General features: G+C 56.9%; 15 protein-coding genes and 2 pseudogenes. 11 read left to right on the top strand and 6 right to left on the bottom strand.

Annotated elements, in window-relative coordinates:
• The first annotated feature begins 6 nt into the window (after nt 1-6).
• Entirely contained in the window at nt 7-618 is a 612-nt protein-coding gene (locus KJF94_RS07435; protein ID WP_250548231.1) for a hypothetical protein, read from the top strand.
• Between the two features lie 147 nt (nt 619-765).
• Nucleotides 766-1,179, top strand: a complete 414-nt coding sequence (locus KJF94_RS07430; protein WP_017337912.1) for a VOC family protein — start codon at nt 766-768, stop codon at nt 1,177-1,179.
• Between the two features lie 77 nt (nt 1,180-1,256).
• Here the strand turns inward: KJF94_RS07430 and rtcA are convergent, their stop codons facing one another.
• The 3 genes from rtcA to KJF94_RS07415 are packed head-to-tail and all read right to left on the bottom strand — an operon-like array spanning nt 1,257 to nt 4,315.
• Nucleotides 1,257-2,285 carry an RNA 3'-terminal phosphate cyclase gene (rtcA, locus tag KJF94_RS07425; protein ID WP_214382276.1) on the bottom strand — a complete coding sequence of 343 codons (1,029 nt, stop codon included), beginning with the start codon at nt 2,283-2,285 and terminating at the stop codon, nt 1,257-1,259.
• An 8-nt stretch (nt 2,286-2,293) separates the two neighbouring features.
• Nucleotides 2,294-3,082, bottom strand: coding sequence for a nucleotidyltransferase domain-containing protein (locus KJF94_RS07420; protein WP_214382275.1), 789 nt, complete (start codon nt 3,080-3,082; stop codon nt 2,294-2,296).
• A 6-nt stretch (nt 3,083-3,088) separates the two neighbouring features.
• Nucleotides 3,089-4,315: an RtcB family protein gene (locus KJF94_RS07415; RefSeq protein ID WP_214382274.1), complete on the bottom strand. Its 1,227-nt coding sequence runs from the start codon at nt 4,313-4,315 to the stop codon at nt 3,089-3,091.
• A gap of 210 nt (nt 4,316-4,525) precedes the next feature.
• Here KJF94_RS07415 and rtcR point away from each other — a divergent pair, with 210 nt between their 5' ends.
• Both rtcR and KJF94_RS07400 read left to right on the top strand, forming a co-directional pair.
• Nucleotides 4,526-6,124 (top strand): RNA repair transcriptional activator RtcR, encoded by a 1,599-nt coding sequence (gene rtcR / locus KJF94_RS07410; protein WP_214382272.1) that lies wholly within the window; start codon nt 4,526-4,528, stop codon nt 6,122-6,124.
• A 150-nt stretch (nt 6,125-6,274) separates the two neighbouring features.
• Nucleotides 6,275-6,448, top strand: a pseudogene (locus KJF94_RS07400) (LysR substrate-binding domain-containing protein); the annotation flags it as partial.
• Between the two features lie 8 nt (nt 6,449-6,456).
• Here KJF94_RS07400 and KJF94_RS07395 read toward each other — a convergent pair.
• A complete protein-coding gene (locus KJF94_RS07395; RefSeq protein ID WP_038983759.1) occupies nt 6,457-6,672 on the bottom strand; it encodes a TOBE domain-containing protein in 216 nt (71 codons plus the stop codon).
• 509 nt (nt 6,673-7,181) lie between these two features.
• Between KJF94_RS07395 and KJF94_RS07390 the strand changes: the two genes are divergently transcribed.
• The 6 genes from KJF94_RS07390 (at nt 7,182) to KJF94_RS07365 (ending at nt 14,642) form a co-directional block, all read left to right on the top strand.
• On the top strand, nt 7,182-9,254 hold the full coding sequence (locus KJF94_RS07390) for a type VI secretion system Vgr family protein (protein ID WP_214384766.1): 2,073 nt from the start codon (nt 7,182-7,184) through the stop codon (nt 9,252-9,254).
• Entirely contained in the window at nt 9,251-10,105 is an 855-nt protein-coding gene (locus KJF94_RS07385; RefSeq protein ID WP_214382270.1) for a DUF4123 domain-containing protein, read from the top strand. The genes KJF94_RS07390 and KJF94_RS07385 overlap by 4 nt, the downstream gene beginning before the upstream one ends.
• A gap of 61 nt (nt 10,106-10,166) precedes the next feature.
• The gene (locus tag KJF94_RS07380; RefSeq protein WP_214382268.1) at nt 10,167-10,997 is read left to right on the top strand and encodes a hypothetical protein; all 831 of its coding nucleotides are present in this window, start codon (nt 10,167-10,169) and stop codon (nt 10,995-10,997) included.
• A 13-nt stretch (nt 10,998-11,010) separates the two neighbouring features.
• Nucleotides 11,011-11,805 (top strand): hypothetical protein, encoded by a 795-nt coding sequence (locus KJF94_RS07375; RefSeq protein ID WP_214382266.1) that lies wholly within the window; start codon nt 11,011-11,013, stop codon nt 11,803-11,805.
• Between the two features lie 12 nt (nt 11,806-11,817).
• Entirely contained in the window at nt 11,818-14,007 is a 2,190-nt protein-coding gene (locus KJF94_RS07370) for a lipase family protein (protein WP_214382265.1), read from the top strand.
• Between the two features lie 350 nt (nt 14,008-14,357).
• Nucleotides 14,358-14,642, top strand: a complete 285-nt coding sequence (locus KJF94_RS07365; RefSeq protein ID WP_214384764.1) for a DUF6124 family protein — start codon at nt 14,358-14,360, stop codon at nt 14,640-14,642.
• Between the two features lie 54 nt (nt 14,643-14,696).
• Here the strand turns inward: KJF94_RS07365 and KJF94_RS07360 are convergent, their stop codons facing one another.
• Entirely contained in the window at nt 14,697-14,888 is a 192-nt protein-coding gene (locus tag KJF94_RS07360) for a hypothetical protein (RefSeq protein WP_214382264.1), read from the bottom strand.
• Between the two features lie 235 nt (nt 14,889-15,123).
• Between KJF94_RS07360 and KJF94_RS07355 the strand changes: the two genes are divergently transcribed.
• Nucleotides 15,124-15,330 carry a hypothetical protein gene (locus KJF94_RS07355; protein ID WP_214382263.1) on the top strand — a complete coding sequence of 69 codons (207 nt, stop codon included), beginning with the start codon at nt 15,124-15,126 and terminating at the stop codon, nt 15,328-15,330.
• Nucleotides 15,331-15,336: 6 nt separating this feature from the next.
• Here KJF94_RS07355 and KJF94_RS07350 read toward each other — a convergent pair.
• Nucleotides 15,337-16,285 (bottom strand): annotated as a pseudogene (locus KJF94_RS07350) (aldehyde dehydrogenase family protein); the annotation flags it as partial.
• Nucleotides 16,286-16,438: the final 153 nt, after the last annotated feature.

Raw genomic sequence — 16,438 nt, 5'->3', positions numbered from 1 at the left:
ATTCGTGTGTTATCCCGTCCCCGCACCCTCTGGTCATGGCTCTACTACCCCCTGAGCTGGATCGCCGTCTTCGTACTGATTCTGCACATCGCCGCGTTTGACTGGTCGCTGATAACACCCATCGATGTCGGCGGGACCTTTATGGGGGGCGGCATGGCGACCCAGCTCTATCTGATCGGCTGGGGCGCTGCCACCGTCGGCCTGGTACTTGCCGTTGTGTTTCGGTTGCCCGGATCGATCTTCGGCTGGATCAGCGCCGGACTGTTGCCATTGGGCATTGGCGCCTGGTGGCAACTGAACTATCCGGCAAACGCCGATCAATTGATTTTGAGCACCAGCCGACAGGAGATCGGCGTGGCCATGCTGATCGGCGCAGTGTTCCTGTGCAGCGGTCTGTATGCCCGCTCAAGAATCAAAAGCAGCGCCTCCAAACCTTTGCCTTCGCGGTCCGGAATGCTTGGGCGGATGACCGTCGCGGCCACGTTGCTCACCTTGTTTGTCGGCGTGCCGATGGCCATCTTCAAGCAACAATCGTTACCGAACTGCGCCGTCAACAAGGCGGGTCAACAGTTGACGGTCTGCCTGGGCGAAGACGATGTCCCGGTGATCGTGGATTGAGTGATAACCCGCCCCGCTTCAATAGAAAAAACATCTAAACGATTTTTGCCAATTACCACCTCTAAGGCTTTGCTATGGAGTCCAACCATTGCAGAGCCGAAGGTGAATGCCGCCTCCCTCTGTCTCCTTCATCACTGGGAGTAAAACATGAAAATCAATCCCTACCTCATCTTCAACGGCGACTGTAAAGCCGCGTTCACCTTCTATGCCCAAGCCCTGCAAGGCCAGCTCGAAATGATGATGACCTTCGGTGAAAGCCCGGCGCGCGAGCACTTTCCGGCGGACCTGCACAACCTGATCATTCACACCCGCCTGTCGGTGGGCGACCAGGCGATCATGGGGTCGGACACCACACCTGATCGCCCCACGGATGACATGGCCGGTTGCTCAGTCTCGCTGAATGTCGACAGCATTGCCGAGGCGGAGCGCGTCTTCAACGCGTTGGCCGAAGACGGCAGCGTGCAAATGCCTCTCGAAGCGACCTTCTGGGCCGCACGTTTCGGGATGCTGGTCGACCGGTTTGGCGTGTCGTGGATGGTCAATTGCGAAAAGGATCAGTGAACTTCAATGCATGAAAAAAGCCCAGCCTGAACAGGTTGGGCTTTCTGTAGTGTCGGAAGGACTGACTACCACCGTCCTCACACCGGGCACTTGCACTCAACTCTGAGCCTGGTGGCCCCTTCTTCCTTGCAATCAATAGTTATTGGCAAGAATCGTTCGATGACCTCGATGTTGCTTTTCAGATGTTCGGTCATCCGTGGCGTGGTAAAGCTTCCACCGCCTGCCAACGCCATCGGCAACAACAATTGATCGGCAAGGTGTTCGGCCACTGCGGCCTTGCTGTTGAGCCAGTCCAAGGCCTGGTTGATCGCGACATCAGCGACCTTTTCTGCACGAAGGGCCGCTTGGCCAAAGGCACTGAACACCTCGGTGACGTGCTCGAACCGGTGCTCCAGCAGCAGAACGTTGCCTGGCCCTTGATCCTGATTGATCGTGACCATTTTCAGTTGCTCCTGCGCCATGTCCAGACGCCTGGAGACCCGATCAAGCTCGCGCTCCGCCACATGCGGCGCAAGTCCCGCGATCAACGCACTGGCGCATTGCGTGAGCAAGGCGCCGCGTTCCAACAGATGCAACGGCAGCAGTTTCGACGGTTGCACAAACACCTCGATCTCACCACCACCGGCCGGTACAAAACCGTGACGCAACAGCTGCAGCTCAACCTTGGCACCCATGCGTCGCAACTGCGGCAACCAGGCAAGCTGTAGAAAATCAGTCGGCGGCGCCATCGGGTTATGAGTACCACCCGATATACGCACCCGACTGGCTTCAGGCGCCAGCAGCAAGGCCGGCATCAGCGTCTGCAACACCAAGGTGCAGCTACCCGCCGTGCCGATCGCAAAGCTGAAATCCCCACCGCGCATCTGGCCCGGCTCGAAGGACAGGCACTGCGAACCCAATTCAGCGCCCTGCACTTTCGCATCGCAAACCCGAGCCGCCGCCAGTACGGCGGTCAGGTGCTGACGCAACAGTCCGGGGCGGCTGCGTTTGGCTCTGATGTTTTTAATGTGCAGCGCGCGACCGGTCACCATCGACAGGCTTAAAGCGCTGCGCAACACCTGGCCTCCGCCAATGGCGCCATCCAGTTCAACCACTTCCTGTTTCATCTTCATCCTTATGCGTAGTGCCCGACGGTCTCTCTCAAGTAATCGTCGAGCAATCGCGAGTCTTCCTGAGTACGCGGCAGTTTAGGTACGGCACGCTCCAACTCCGCAGCGATAAACGTGTGCAAGGCGTTGCGTCTTGGGCCGTATGCACGTTCATCGGCGTTGCGTTTGAGCACCAATAGCTCGGCGACTTCATCCAGCAACGGCTGGTCATCCACTGTGTTCAGTAAGTCGGCGAACGTCATCGGCGGGCGACCCAGCCCTTGATCGATCCAGCGCACGGCGAGTAACGGCCGTAGCACGTAGAAGTACTTCTTGAACCTCACGCTGTCGCCTTGCAAGTAACCGCGAAAATTCTTCCTGGCCATCGACAGGTAATGGTTTCGTGCTGCCGGCGGGCTGTAGAAAGCTTCGGCCAGCTCACGCAGACGCCCGGTCGCGGCAGGTTCGCTGCGATACACCAACGGCGAATCCAGCCACTCAAGCAAGGTCGGATTGGACTTGCGCAACAACCCCAGAGTCTTGCGCAACTCCCAGCCGCTGACATCAAGCTCATCGTCCAGCGGTCGCTCGATCACATCCCGCGCGGTATCAACCTGGACGAACCAGTCCGGTTTCTCCACATACACAAAACGCACGTCGTAATCACTGTCGGTTGAGGCAAAACCCCAGGCCCGACTACCGGATTCGCAGGCATAAAGCACGGTGACGTTACGCTCGCGCTCGATGCGCGTCAGCTCTTCCAGGACTCTGGCACGCATCTCGGGCGCCAAGGGGTGAGGGTCGTGATATTCCATTTTTCTCTATCCTTTTACGCACACCACCTGACGCAAGGTGTGCAGCACTTCTACCAGCTCGCGCTGGGCGTGCATGACTTGGTCGATGTCCTTGTAGGCCATCGGTATTTCATCGATGACAGCAGCATCCTTGCGGCACTCCACGTGGGCAGTGGCTCGGATCTGATCTTCGACGGTGAACATGTTTTTCGCTTTGGTGCGGCTCATGGTGCGACCGGCGCCGTGGCTGCAAGAGCAGAACGATTCCTCGTTACCGAGCCCGCGGACGATGAAGCTTTTTGCGCCCATCGATCCCGGAATAATCCCCAGTTCGCCCTTCTTCGCCGACACTGCACCTTTTCGGGTGACCAGAATGTTTTCACCAAAATGCCGCTCTTTTTGCACATAGTTGTGGTGGCAGTTCACCGCTTCCAGGGCAACCTCAAAAGGCTTGCTGATCACCTTTCGTGTCGCTTGAATCACCGCTTGCATCATCAACGCGCGGTTCTGCCTGGCGAAGTCCTGGGCCCAACCGACCGCTTCAACGTAATCATCGAAGTGTTGGCTGCCTTCCTCGAAGTAGGCCAGGTCACGATCCGGCAGGTTGGCGATGTGCTGACGCATATCTGCCTGGGCCAACTGAATGAACAGGTTGCCAATGGCGTTGCCTACCCCACGGGATCCACTGTGCAGCATGAACCAGATCCGATTGGCTTCATCCAGACACACCTCGATGAAGTGGTTGCCGCTGCCCAACGTGCCCAAATGCCCACGGTTGTTGGTGTTGCCCAGCTTCGGGTATTTGTCGGTGATCGCCTTGAACCGCGGGTCCAGTGCCGCCCAGGCCTGATCCGCTTGTTGCGGGATATCGTCCCAGGCGCCCTTGTCCCGGCGAGAACGCGTGGATGTGCGACCGTGAGGCACCGCTTTTTCTATCGCGCAACGCAGGCCGTGCAGGTTGTCCGGCAAATCACTGGCAGTCAGCGATGTGCGCGCGGCGATCATGCCGCAACCGATATCCACTCCCACAGCAGCCGGAATGATTGCCCCAACGGTAGGAATCACGCTGCCGATGGTCGAGCCCTTGCCCAAATGCACATCCGGCATCACCGCCAGGTGCTTGAAGATGAACGGCATTTTTGCAGTGTTCATCAATTGCTGTTTGGCTTCGTTTTCTACCGGGACACCTTCGGTCCAGAGTTTGATCGGTTTGCCGTTGGCGACTTCCAGCAGTTGGTAGGTATGTTCTTGCATGATTTCGATTCTTTCTATTGGCCGAGCATTCGGCGTTGGCCTGGAGTATTGCAGTCGACGTGCCAGCTTCATCCCTACGACAAACTTTATTATTAACTCGTTTTTTTATATGTATTTTTAATTACAACAAAACAAAACGCCTCAAGATTTGGACAAATCCGCCGTCTATTATTTATCCATCATTATCGTCATTTATCTTTTGGTACAAGCATGTCAAGGAAGCCCACGGTCGCCATCGGATTTATCGGTTCTACACTCGACCGCGTTGGCAAAGGCGCCAATCGCTGGAGTCACTGGCGACCGAGTGTGGGCCTGTGCCAGCAACAGGATGTGGTGATTCATCGGCTCGAGCTGATCCATGGTATCGATGCCCGCGACGTCAGCCTGGCCGAGCGTGTTCGCGAAGATATCCGTCAGGTCTCGCCGGAGACTGAAGTGCACTTGCACCCGATGTCGCTGCGCAACCCGTGGGATTTCGAAGAGGTGTACGGCGCACTGCACGACTTCACCACTGCCTATCGTTTCGACACCGAACGCGAGGACTACCTGGTGCACATCACCACCGGGACCCACGTGGCGCAGATTTGCTGGTTCTTGCTCACCGAAGCGCGCTACCTGCCGGCAAGGCTGATCCAGACCTCTCCCGTTCGCCGGCTTAACGAGCAGGCGCGCGCCATCGGCACCCACGCCCTGATCGATCTCGATCTGTCGCGCTACGACCGTATTGCCACGCGCTTCGCCCATAAACGCCTGGAAGGCCTGGCTTTTCTCAAATCCGGGATCGCCACCCGAAACGCCGCGTTCAACCGCTCCATCGAGCAAATCGAGCGCGTGGCGGTGCGCTCGCGAGCGCCAATGCTGCTGATCGGCCCGACCGGCGCAGGCAAATCCTTTCTGGCCCGTCGCATCTATGAACTCAAGCGCAGTCGCCACCAGATACAGGGCCGTTTCGTCGAAGTGAACTGCGCCACACTGCGCGGTGACGGCGCCATGTCGACCCTCTTCGGCCATATCAAAGGCGCGTTCACCGGCGCGCAAAACGCTCGTGACGGTCTGCTGCGTGCCGCCGATGGAGGCATGCTGTTTCTGGATGAAATCGGTGAATTGGGCGCTGATGAGCAAGCCATGCTGCTCAAGGCCATCGAAGAGAAACGCTTCTTCCCTTTGGGATCGGACAAGGAAGTGGAGAGCGATTTCCTGATCATCGCCGGCACCCACCGCGACTTGCGCAGCCGCGTAGCCGAAGGCCTGTTTCGCGAAGACTTGTATGCGCGCATCAACCTATGGACATTCGACCTCCCCGGCCTGGCCGGGCGTCGCGAAGACATCGAGCCGAACATCGATTTCGAGCTCGAACGCCACGCCCGGGAACAAGGTCACATGGTGCGCTTCAATCTCGAAGCACGACGCCGCTACCTGGCCTTCGCCAGCTCAAGTGAAGCCGCGTGGCTGGGCAACTTCCGAGAGCTGTCGGCCTCCATCACCCGCATGGCGACATTAGCCGACAGCGGGCGAATCGATGAAACCCAGGTTCAGGAAGAAATTGATCGCCTGCGTTATGCCTGGGGCCTGGCGCAACCGGATGACGGGCTGGACCGATGCCTCGGCGATAACGTCGAGATCGACCTGTTTGACCGCCTGCAACTCAAGGCTGTCCTCGACATTTGCCGTCAGGCAGACAGCCTGTCCGATGCAGGTCGACGGTTGTTTGGAGTGTCACGCCAGGCAAAGGCGCAGCCGAATGATGCTGATCGACTGCGCAAATACCTGGCACGCTTTGACCTCGACTGGAAGCAGGTGTCAGGTTGACGCAGCCGCCGCAAACCCGCGCTGCAGATCCTCGATCAACGCCTCGACATCCTCCAGCCCGATATGCAGGCGCAACACCGGATTCAATGAACGATCCGCTGCGCTGTTGCGGTCCTGGGTGTCGGCGACGGTGATCAGAACTTTCGCCCCCCCCGAAGCATGGAAATGCTTGGCCCGGACATGCGCGTGCTGGGTGAAAACGGCGGGTTGCCGCGACTGCCGGAGGTCACCTACTACCTGTGGATCCGGCCAAACACCGCCAACCTGATTGCGCGAAAAGCCTACGACCTGATTCGCGCGAGCCAGGGATTGTCCTTTTCCTGAAGGTCGATTCAGAGCTTCGCAATCGAGACTTCGGTGGATTTGACGAAAGCGATCACCTCGCTCCCCACCTTCAATTCAAGGTCTCGCACCGAGCGGGTGGTGATCACCGAAGTGACGATCCCGGAGGCGGTTTGCACATCGATTTCCGAGACCACTTCGCCTTCGACGATTTCCTTGATGACGCCCTTGAACTGGTTGCGGACGTTGATCGCTTTGATGGTCATGTTGAAGCTTCCTGTGTGAAGTCGAACGCATCCGAACGGATGGGCAGGCGTTCAAAGTGCACCTCATGATTCAACATTAAAAGGAATATATAATTATCTATTTATACCTTTTAGAAATATGAGATTTGACCTGCTCCTGCGGCTTACACAAAACCCGTAGGAGCCGGCTTGCTGGCGATGGCGGTCTTGCGGGCGCTATCGCTGGCAAGCCGGCTCCTGAGGATCGGGGGTGCGCTCGGGATTGGGGGGGTTACACAAAACCTGTGGGAGCCAGCCTGCTGGCGATGGCGGTCTTACGGGCCTGGTTCCTACGGATTAAGCCGGAACCGGGGTCGGAAAACTCTGAAATGCTCAATTTCCAAGGCACCTCACATCAACGCCTGTTAACCCCTGATAAGTTGCACTGACCCGGCTCCGGGGAGTTTGGTTGTGTTGACCATGGAAGGTCATATGCAGGCGTGCATCAACGTCCCGAAGCCTTTACCACGCCACAGGAAAAGGAAACCTGGATGCTCAACGCAGATCCCCGCGCCCGTTTCAGCCTCACGATCCACGACATTCAACATGACCTTCAGGTGCTCAAATTCACCGGCAAAGAATGCATCAGCCAGCCCTACGCCTTTGAGATCGAACTGGTCAGCGACAGTCGAGACCTGAACCAGAATGATCTGCTGCACAAGCTAGCCTTTCTCGCTTTCAACGGCTCCGGCGACGGCATTCACGGGCAAATTCATGGCGTGGGCAAAGGCAGTCTCGGCAATGGTCTCACCCGCTACAGCGTGACGCTGGTGCCCCGGTTGACGTACCTGGACCACCGCATCAATTGCCGCATCTTCCAGCAAATGACCGTCCCGAAAATCATTGCGCAGGTGTTGGAAAACCACGGGATCCATCGTGACTTCCACCAGTTTCAACTGGGCAGCGTTTACCCGGATCGCGAGTACTGCGTTCAGTACAAGGAGTCTGACAGAGTGTTCATAGAACGCCTCTGCCAGGAAGAAGGCCTGCACTACCACTTCCAGCACAGCCGCGAAAAACATGTGATGGTGTTCGGCGACGACCAGACTGTGTTTCCCCGGCTCGACCGTCCGACACGCTTTAAACACGACAATGGCCTGGTCGCCGAAACGCCGGTGATCAAGCACTTTGACGTGCAAGTACGAGCCGGCACCAACCGCACCACTCGCCGCGATTACGACTTCAACAAAGCGCGGATTTTGCTGGAGGCCGAGAGCAGGTCCGATAGGTCCAGGGCTCAACCGGATCTGGAGGATTACCAGTACCCCGGTCGTTTTACCCAGAGAGATCGCGGCAAGCTGTTGAGTCGACGCGAACAGGAACGTCACGGCGCCGAGAACCGGGTGGCGCGAGGCAAAAGCGATCAACCGATGCTGCTCTCCGGTCATTTCCTGCCGCTGTCCGAACATCCGGACGAAGAATGGAACGACCTGTGGTTGCTGACCGAAATCGACCATGAAGGCGCACAACCGCAAGTCCTGCAAAAGTACGCGGACTACACCGGCACGGGCGGTGACAACGGCTTTCAGGGTTATCGCAACCAGTTCCTCGCCACGCCTTGGGACGTGATCTACCGCTCGCCGCTGCCCCACGACAAACCACGAATCGCCGGCGTTCAAAGCGCCGTGGTCACCGGCCCGAAAGGCGAGGAAATCCACTGCGACGACTACGGTCGGGTCAAGGTGCAATTCTTCTGGGATCGCGAAGGTCGCCACGATGATAAAAGCAGCTGCTGGCTGCGGGTTTCCTCCCTTTTGGCCGGCAACGCCTTTGGCGGCTTCGCCGTGCCGAGAGTCGGCATGGAGGTGCAGGTCAGTTTTCAGAACGGCGACCCCGATCACCCCGAAATCAGCGGCTGCCTGTACAACAGCGCCAACCCGGTGCCCTACGAATTACCCGACAACAAAACCCGCAGCGTATTCCGCTCCCGCAGTTCACCGGACAGCACGGGGTTCAATGAAGTGCACATTGAAGACCGTGCCGGCCAGGAGTTGATTTACCTGCGCGCCCAGCGAGACATGGAACAACGGATAGAGAACGACAGCCGTCTGGAGGTCGGCAACGAGCTGCGCACCATCGTCAAGGGCGACAGCTCTACCTTACTGCAAGCCAAGGAACATCGAACCACAACCGGTGATCGGCACATACATCTCAATGCCAACGACTACCTGAAAGTTGCCGGAAATAGTCACACCTGCGTCGATCAAACGCTGGCGTTAGGCGCTGGCCGGTTGATTGTTGTCGAAGCGGGCGATCACTTGATTCTGAAGGCAGGGTCCAGCATCACGCTGGACGCCGGTGGCGAACACATCGTGGTGGGCTGCGGCGGGATTTTCGGCAGCAGCGAACTCCAGATCGGCGGCACTCCCATGCGCGCGCCAGCCGCCTCACTTGCCATGTCTCGGTCAGTTGATGGCCTATCTGTGCCACCCGAACTGCCGCCGATGCTCGCGTCGTCCCAGCCGAAATTGATGGCGGCAAGCAACGCGTTGGCGGCGGATCTCTGCCCGATCTGCGAAGCCTGCCGTGATGGCGTCTGCCTGACGGAAGGAGCCGCCGCATGATCAACACGCTCCCCCGCCAATGGATGAACGAACAGCGCCGCCTGGGCCACGAACTGTGCCTGGTGCTGGACTCGCAGAACGAGCGCGACACACGTCAGCTGTTGGTGAAGTCCAGCGGACATGACCACTACCTGAGCGTCTACAACGCAACAACCCTCGCGAACCTGGCCGATGCCGGTCCGTTCATCTTCACGCTGGAACAGTCCGGTAACCGGCGCCTCGACGACCTGCTGGATCATCCCGAGCGCAACTGGGGCTGGCTCGCGAGCGTGGAAAGAGGTGCCTTGCGCGGGTTGGTCCATCACTGGCAACAACGGTTGATTGTCGAGACACGTCCCTATCAGGCGCTGTACCGGTTTCACGACAACCGAGTGTTGAGCCGCGCGCTAAAACATCTACCGCCTGAAGAATATCCGGCCTTTCTTGGGCCGGCGATCAGCGTCTGCTACTGGGACGGCGCAGCCTGGAACACCGCTCAAAACCCTGCCCCCGGCACGTATCCCGTGCCCGACAAACCACTCTGGTTGCGCACACCCCTGCCCCACCCGCAGGCCTCGGAAATTCGCCGGCTCAACGCCCATCGTTATTTGCTGGCCGAGCACGTTGAGGCCTACGCCAATCTTGCCGAAGAGCATGACCCTGATGCGTGGTTGCGTGAGCGCCTCGCACTGGCAGACACGTGGGGATGGCTGGAGCCGGAGCAGTTGGAGTTTCTGTTGATTCAGAGCTTGCAGGCGCCGGGGTTTGCGTTGCCGCCAGAGTGGGAGGTGCGGGGTGATGAGAGTCCGGTGGAGCACTTTGAACGGGTGCGGCAGTTGGTGGGGTTTTGGCGGGGGAAGGGTCCGATATGAATCAGACGCGCGTCATTACTTCGGACAACCCCACCACACTATTAAAAATACAGGTCGGAAAATGAAACTACTTTTACTAAGTCTGACTTTGCCTCTACTGACTGGTTGTACTTGGGGCTTACTATTCATAAAAGAAGGGGCGATGGAGCTAACCAGCCATTACGGGATTCGACGTGCAACCATAATAGTTGAGACACCTGCGAATTTTTACGCTTCTTACACAGCTTACTATAAGCCTCGCATCCCGGAAAATTGCCAATTCTATGGCGTTGGCACCGGCGGCTACTACACTCGAGACAGCAAACAAAAATTTGAAAAATCCGAAACAAGAAACTTAGAACAAGCTATAAAATTCAAAGTTCCACTTACCTATCACATTGGCACTTGCACGATGCATCTCTCTGGATTGAAAACCGAAATTGAGTCCACAAACAACCGAGGATCCAGCACTTCCCTAGACATTATAAGCACTACTCAAAAAACTAATAAAAACACTCTCGGAGAAAAAACCATCAGAAATTTATGCGACCCTAGTTTCGTTATAAAGGCCGCGACTAATGACATCAAAAAAATATCTATGTACTTACCTTGCAAAAAAGCCAATGAACAATGGCAACTTTTGGAAAACATCTTACATCAACCCGACTTACATAAAGAAATTTCGTTCGACGAGCTTAGGCGCACGCCTGTTCGATATATATACCGCATAACACAAAATGAACGACCGCTATTTCCGAAGAACTGGATAAAGTCAGAGAGTGGTTGGAAACCCTGCGCCCCTATATCGAAATCGCTAGGCGAAGGAGCATGTAGCCACTCCGAATCGAAATTCACGGACTTTCAAACTCCGGATGGACGTATCTGCACCATATATCCCGGCTGCACGGAATAAGGACATTAATCACATGCCAATCTTTTCTTCTCAGCAAAAGTTGCTGTTGAAACTTTCTGCTTTGAGTTTCTACATCACATTAATCACCGGCTGTGCCAAGAGTCAGCCGGACACATTTATCTTAACCGCCGATTTTCCGCCCAACTTTGCCTACAAGGCTATCGCCGAGTATGTGCCCGCCAATGGAGAAACCTGCACCGTGCCGGGCGGAAGAAATACGGCCGTCGGCTACAACATGAAGTGGCGTGAAAGTTACACGCCGGATTCTGAAATTGCCATGTACCGGACAGTCAGTGGCTGTCCGCTAGTGATCAGGCGTATCAAGCTGGATATCAACGCTTCCTATTGGACACATCGGGGGGACTTCGGTGGGGACAGTGCAATGGTCATCATCCGCGATGACCTGGAGGAAGAGTACAAAGGCACGTTCAGTGACGCCGGCGAAAGCACTTTCTACGGCCATTGTCAGTGGCTGTTTCGCACTTCAGGTGCGCAGCGACGCATTGTCAAAATCCTTGATTGCAAAGCAGCGAACGCCCGAGGAGAGCCGGAACGAGGCCGCCCAGTTTCGGGGTACAGCCTCGATCAGCTACCGGGTAAGACCGTGAAGATGAAGATCACGTTGGCTGATGAAGAGCGCCCCGCCATTGGCGACACCTGGGTCAATGTGACTGGCGGCTGGAAACGCTGCATGGGAGACAACTTTGAAGACCAATACGCCTTTTGCTTTGGAAACGACAAGGACTTCAGCAGTTTTCGCATGCCGGACGGACGCCAATGCACCATTTACCCGGGCTGCACAGAATAAGGAGAATTTGAAATGACGTCATTGGATAGAGAGTTGGAATTACGCTTGAGCAGTCGCGTGCTCGCCTGTCCGTTACAAAGCAAATGGAGCACTTTTCAGCTGGTCAATGAATTCGGATCAGGTGAGCCTTACGCTGGCTTAGCTTTTACAGCGACTGACTCGGAAGGTATTAAATACAGCGGCCACTTGGATATTACTGGTACAGCCACAATCACAAATCACTCTGCAGGGCCTGTAGCAGTTTTGCTCAATCAACCGTACGAAGGTAGTGAAAAAAACTATGTTTTTCTACAGGAAAGACCTCACTACCCACTCAAAATAACTGAACTTCAAGTCCGAGCCGAACAAACCCGCTATCTGAATCAAAACTCCACCCGCACCCGGACAAACCCGGCACAAGCCTGCGCGGATGAGTTCCTCCAAGTAGAAGTACGTCACTTGGTCAAGTATGTCTCACACCTGCCACCCGAGGTCTATCGTCATTATCCCCATAGCCCGAACCGTGCGAGAACCATGGGTGAACATGGGAAGCTAGGCGTTGCGCTGATGCCCCTTAAACACACGGTTCTGGAAGTGCGCCCTCTGCGAGCGTTGCGACCGATGCTGTCGACCGACCCGGAGTTTTGTGCGCTGAATCTCTACCAGCTCGCGCTGATGGCCACGCTGAGTTATTGCCCTTTCGGGCAGCAGCCTGACGGTCATCCGGTAAAAACGACGACCGTGACCTTCCCTATACAACCCAGCGTGGGAAATTGGTTCGGCGATGCGCTGGCCAAGTCTGATGAGTTGTGGCGTGTCGATGCCGCGCAAAAACAAGCCTTCTACCCACTGTATGAGGACGTGCCGTACTCCAAACGCCTGGAAATCGTGCCTTTCGATCCGGGCCTCTATGAGGTCAACAAACTCAAGCAAGATGGCGATCAGGAACATCCTGCAAAAATTCACTTTCTCGATGACAGGACGCTAGGTAGTGACGCGACTGATACTCAAGCGTTCATCACTCACAACGATGAACTGATACTGATCGCGGTACGTGGCACTTATGAACTTCTAGCGGATGGACTACGCGATGCAGATGCATTCCAAGTGCCATTTGAAGACACAGACAGCAAAGTGCATCGAGGTTTCTATGAATCCGCACAAACTGCCTATGAGTTCGTCGTTAAATACCTCGAAAAATTTTACGCCGGACAGAAGCTCATCATATGCGGCCACAGCCTCGGTGGCGCCGTTGCAGTGCTGCTCTCCGAAATGCTGCGTCGTCGCCCGGGTTTCGACTACACCCTCCAGCTCTACACTTACGGCGCACCCCGCGCTGGCGATGCCAAATTCGTCGAAGGCGCGAAAGACCTGGTGCATCACCGCATCGTCAACCACAACGACCCGGTGCCAAGCGTGCCGGGTACGTGGATGGACACTAAGGCCGATGTTTTTGGAACGGGGTTGGCGTTGACGTTTGTCAACGTGCCGCTCGGATTGTCGGTGTTTTTTGCGGGCATTACTAACTGGACAGGCGAGCCGTACGATCACCATGGTTCGTTACGGCACTTCATGCCTGTGGAGTTTGAGCGTGGGAAAAAGTCCGCGATCCTGTGGGAACCCGGCTGCGACACCATCACCCAACATGCGGCTTGCAGCTTGGCGATTCAGCAGAAAAACGGGTTGCCCCATCGGCCACCATTGCTGGCGCAGATCTTCCAGGCCGGAAATCATTTGATGGCCGGCGGATATGTTCCGGCGTGTTGGGCGGTTCTGCTGCGGTGGCGGCAAGCGCACGAGGACAAGCGTTCGCGGGTTACGGACCTTGAGTTCAATTGGGTCGCGAATTCGCTGGCACGAATCACCACACAGTTACGGGAGATAGAACGTGGAATACCGGCGCGTTCGGAGGCTTACGCGCGCACCCAGGAGAACAACATCCGAGCACTCGGCCTGGAAAAAAGCAGGATTGCAATCACAGTCGATCGCTTGAAACGCGTGCGTGAAGAGAGGGTGACGGCACACGCGCTTTACGGGTCGCTGCTGGAACAGCCTGAACAACTGAAGGCTAACGTGGCGCGCTGGCTGGCACATCCTGAGAACAAGGTTAAAGACCCGTTCGCCATGGCGCCGGAAGACCCTGAGGGGGACGCGCTGACGGCTTCGATCTATGGGCACACCATCGGGGCGCCGCACACGCTGGATATTGATTCAATCTGTTAAACACGCCCATGTTTAAAAGCCTCACCGGTTACTTCGCGAAAGCTACAGCGCCTTGCGTAATTGCCTACGGTTACGCCAGAATCCGCCGGCTTGTGCGCCTTGGGCCTGGGTTCTATCGTTGGTCGGTCACTGAAAAAACAGTGATCGGGTTTGGTAGCCCGGATTAATTAGGTGCGTAGCGCACCGTTTGCAGACCTGTCCGGTCTCTGTTTTATGGTGGCCATGCGCAGGGCTCCTTCGGGGGCGCCGGGTTCCTAATTACCGGTCTACCAACCTCCGTATGGCCGCCACCCTCCGTTTGGTAGCGAGGGGGTGAAGGCTCCTTAATTTCAATTAGGAGTTTCACCAATATCAAACAAACACCCAACCCACCGGAAGCTGCCCCCTCCGCCGCCGAGATCCGAGCCACCCCGCGCGCACCTAGTACGATGTACACCCTCGACCCACTCATCAACACCGAAGACCTGCTGGGACACGCGTGCGAATCACTGGCCTCAGCCCATGTCATGACCATGGACCTGGCGGACCGTACGCACGGGCCGTGTCGCAATACCCTGCTGGGCATTGCCCAAGTGATCATGTTGGGCGAACTGAACGTGAACCGGGCGCTGGATCAACTCGACAGCCCGACATAGCCGAGCCTGGACGCCCATGAAAAAGCCCAACCTCAAAAGGTCGGGCTTTTTCATTTATCGGGTATCCATCATCTTGTCAGCGAGCGCCTTGGCTCTTTCAATCAACAGATTCTGCCTGTCCTCATGAGTGGCCCCTCCTACAACCGGCGCCGTCAGATTGCTTTCCGCAATCAGCGCAGCGCAGAAATATTGATCCCAGACAGCTTTGTCCGCGGACGTCTGTGCGGTCGTTCGGTCGGCAATCATATTGCGGCTCCTTATGATGAAGTAGCCCTGCCAGTTTACGCCCGATTCAGAACCCGCAACCGACCACCATTCGTCGCCTGAAAACGCCCGTCAAGAAATTGTAACAACCTCTGGCTCAAGCTTTGCAAACGCAGGCCGTAGCTGCCCCGGAACGACGGAATTCTGACGTGGCGGCCAATCAATCAATACTTATGGACGCCAGCCTTACGCTGGGTCCGGCACCCGGAGATGTAACGTGTCAACTCTCAATGAAATCGCAGCGAACCACGCGAAAATGGCGAAAAAACTGGCGGGAGAGTCGACCGAAATGTGTGAGCGACAGCCGCTGGTGGTGGGTGGGTTTGAGGTCACTTCCGTGGATGAGCAACCCCATGTGCCGATGCATCTCATCGTTGCAGGGCAGGACAACCACCTCGTCCAGGCTGCTGGCTATCTGCCCTGAGCCGCCTCAGTTCAAATACCACCCCCAGGGTCCGCCGTTGTATCGGGTGATTTGCTTGGTCTCGAGGTAATTGTTGAAGCCCCACTCACCCAGCTCGCGCCCGATACCGCTCTGCTTGTAACCGCCCCAAGGGGCCTCGACAAAGGTCGGTTGCGAGCAGTTGACCCAGACGATCCCGGCACGAAAGCGTCTGGCCACTCGTTCGCAGCGCGGGATATCGCGGGACATGACCGCTGCCGCCAGACCAAAGGGCGAGTCGTTGGCCAGGCGAATCGCTTCGGCTTCCGTGTCGAAGGCTCGCAGGCAGACCACCGGGCCGAAGATCTCCTCGCGCCACACCGTACTGTGCTCCAGCACATCGGCGAATATCGCCGGGGTCAGGTAATAACCTTTCTGCAGATGGGCCGGGCGTGTTCCGCCGGACACCAGTCGCGCCCCCTCTTGCTGACCGGCCGCAATGGCATCGAGCACCTTGTCCAGTTGCTCCTGGCTGACCAGCGGCCCGAGCTTCACACCCTCGGCAAAGCCTTGGCACTCCGGCGGGCAAGCCGGCCTGATCAGCAATACCGGCCAGTTCAAGGGCGGTCAGCGGTTTCAGTTCCGACGGTTTCAGCACCACCGTGCAGCCTGCGGCCAGCGCCGGAGCGACTTTCCACGACGCCATCAGCATCGGGAAATTCCAGGGAATGATCGCGGCGACCACGCCGACCGGTTCCTTGATCACCGAGGGATTGAAACGTTCATCGGGTACGCTGATCGACTGCTCGCTGTGCGGTTCCGCGCCTTCGGCGAGCCCGGCATAGAAATCGAAACAACCCGAGGTGTCAGCGATGTCCCACAACGCTTCCGGCAGCGGCTTGCCGTTGTCGCGCACTTCGATGGCGGCCAGTTCGTCCTGACGCGCACGAATGCCGTCAGCGATGCTCCGCAGGACCTGCGCTCGCTGCGCCCCCGTCCAGCGCGGCGTTGCCAGGTGCATTCTCGTCAATTTCCATAGTGCCACTCCACTCTCATGCCCGGGTGAATCCGTGCTTAAACGTGAGAGAGCCACATCGCGCTCGATTGCCCAGCATTGGACGGATGGCGAAAACGAAAAAACCGGCACAGT

The organism is Pseudomonas hormoni (genome assembly GCF_018502625.1).
Taxonomy (GTDB): domain Bacteria; phylum Pseudomonadota; class Gammaproteobacteria; order Pseudomonadales; family Pseudomonadaceae; genus Aquipseudomonas; species Aquipseudomonas hormoni.
This window is presented reverse-complemented; position numbering and strand designations above follow the sequence as displayed.

Coding starts and splice junctions, on each gene's coding strand:
- KJF94_RS07430 (WP_017337912.1), top strand. CDS start 766: ATGAAAATCAATCCCTACCTCATCTTCAACGGCGACTGTAAAGCCGCG.
- rtcA (WP_214382276.1), bottom strand. CDS start 2,285: ATGAAACAGGAAGTGGTTGAACTGGATGGCGCCATTGGCGGAGGCCAG.
- KJF94_RS07420 (WP_214382275.1), bottom strand. CDS start 3,082: ATGGAATATCACGACCCTCACCCCTTGGCGCCCGAGATGCGTGCCAGA.
- KJF94_RS07415 (WP_214382274.1), bottom strand. CDS start 4,315: ATGCAAGAACATACCTACCAACTGCTGGAAGTCGCCAACGGCAAACCG.
- rtcR (WP_214382272.1), top strand. CDS start 4,526: ATGTCAAGGAAGCCCACGGTCGCCATCGGATTTATCGGTTCTACACTC.
- KJF94_RS07395 (WP_038983759.1), bottom strand. CDS start 6,672: ATGACCATCAAAGCGATCAACGTCCGCAACCAGTTCAAGGGCGTCATC.
- KJF94_RS07390 (WP_214384766.1), top strand. CDS start 7,182: ATGCTCAACGCAGATCCCCGCGCCCGTTTCAGCCTCACGATCCACGAC.
- KJF94_RS07385 (WP_214382270.1), top strand. CDS start 9,251: ATGATCAACACGCTCCCCCGCCAATGGATGAACGAACAGCGCCGCCTG.
- KJF94_RS07380 (WP_214382268.1), top strand. CDS start 10,167: ATGAAACTACTTTTACTAAGTCTGACTTTGCCTCTACTGACTGGTTGT.
- KJF94_RS07375 (WP_214382266.1), top strand. CDS start 11,011: ATGCCAATCTTTTCTTCTCAGCAAAAGTTGCTGTTGAAACTTTCTGCT.
- KJF94_RS07370 (WP_214382265.1), top strand. CDS start 11,818: ATGACGTCATTGGATAGAGAGTTGGAATTACGCTTGAGCAGTCGCGTG.
- KJF94_RS07360 (WP_214382264.1), bottom strand. CDS start 14,888: ATGATTGCCGACCGAACGACCGCACAGACGTCCGCGGACAAAGCTGTC.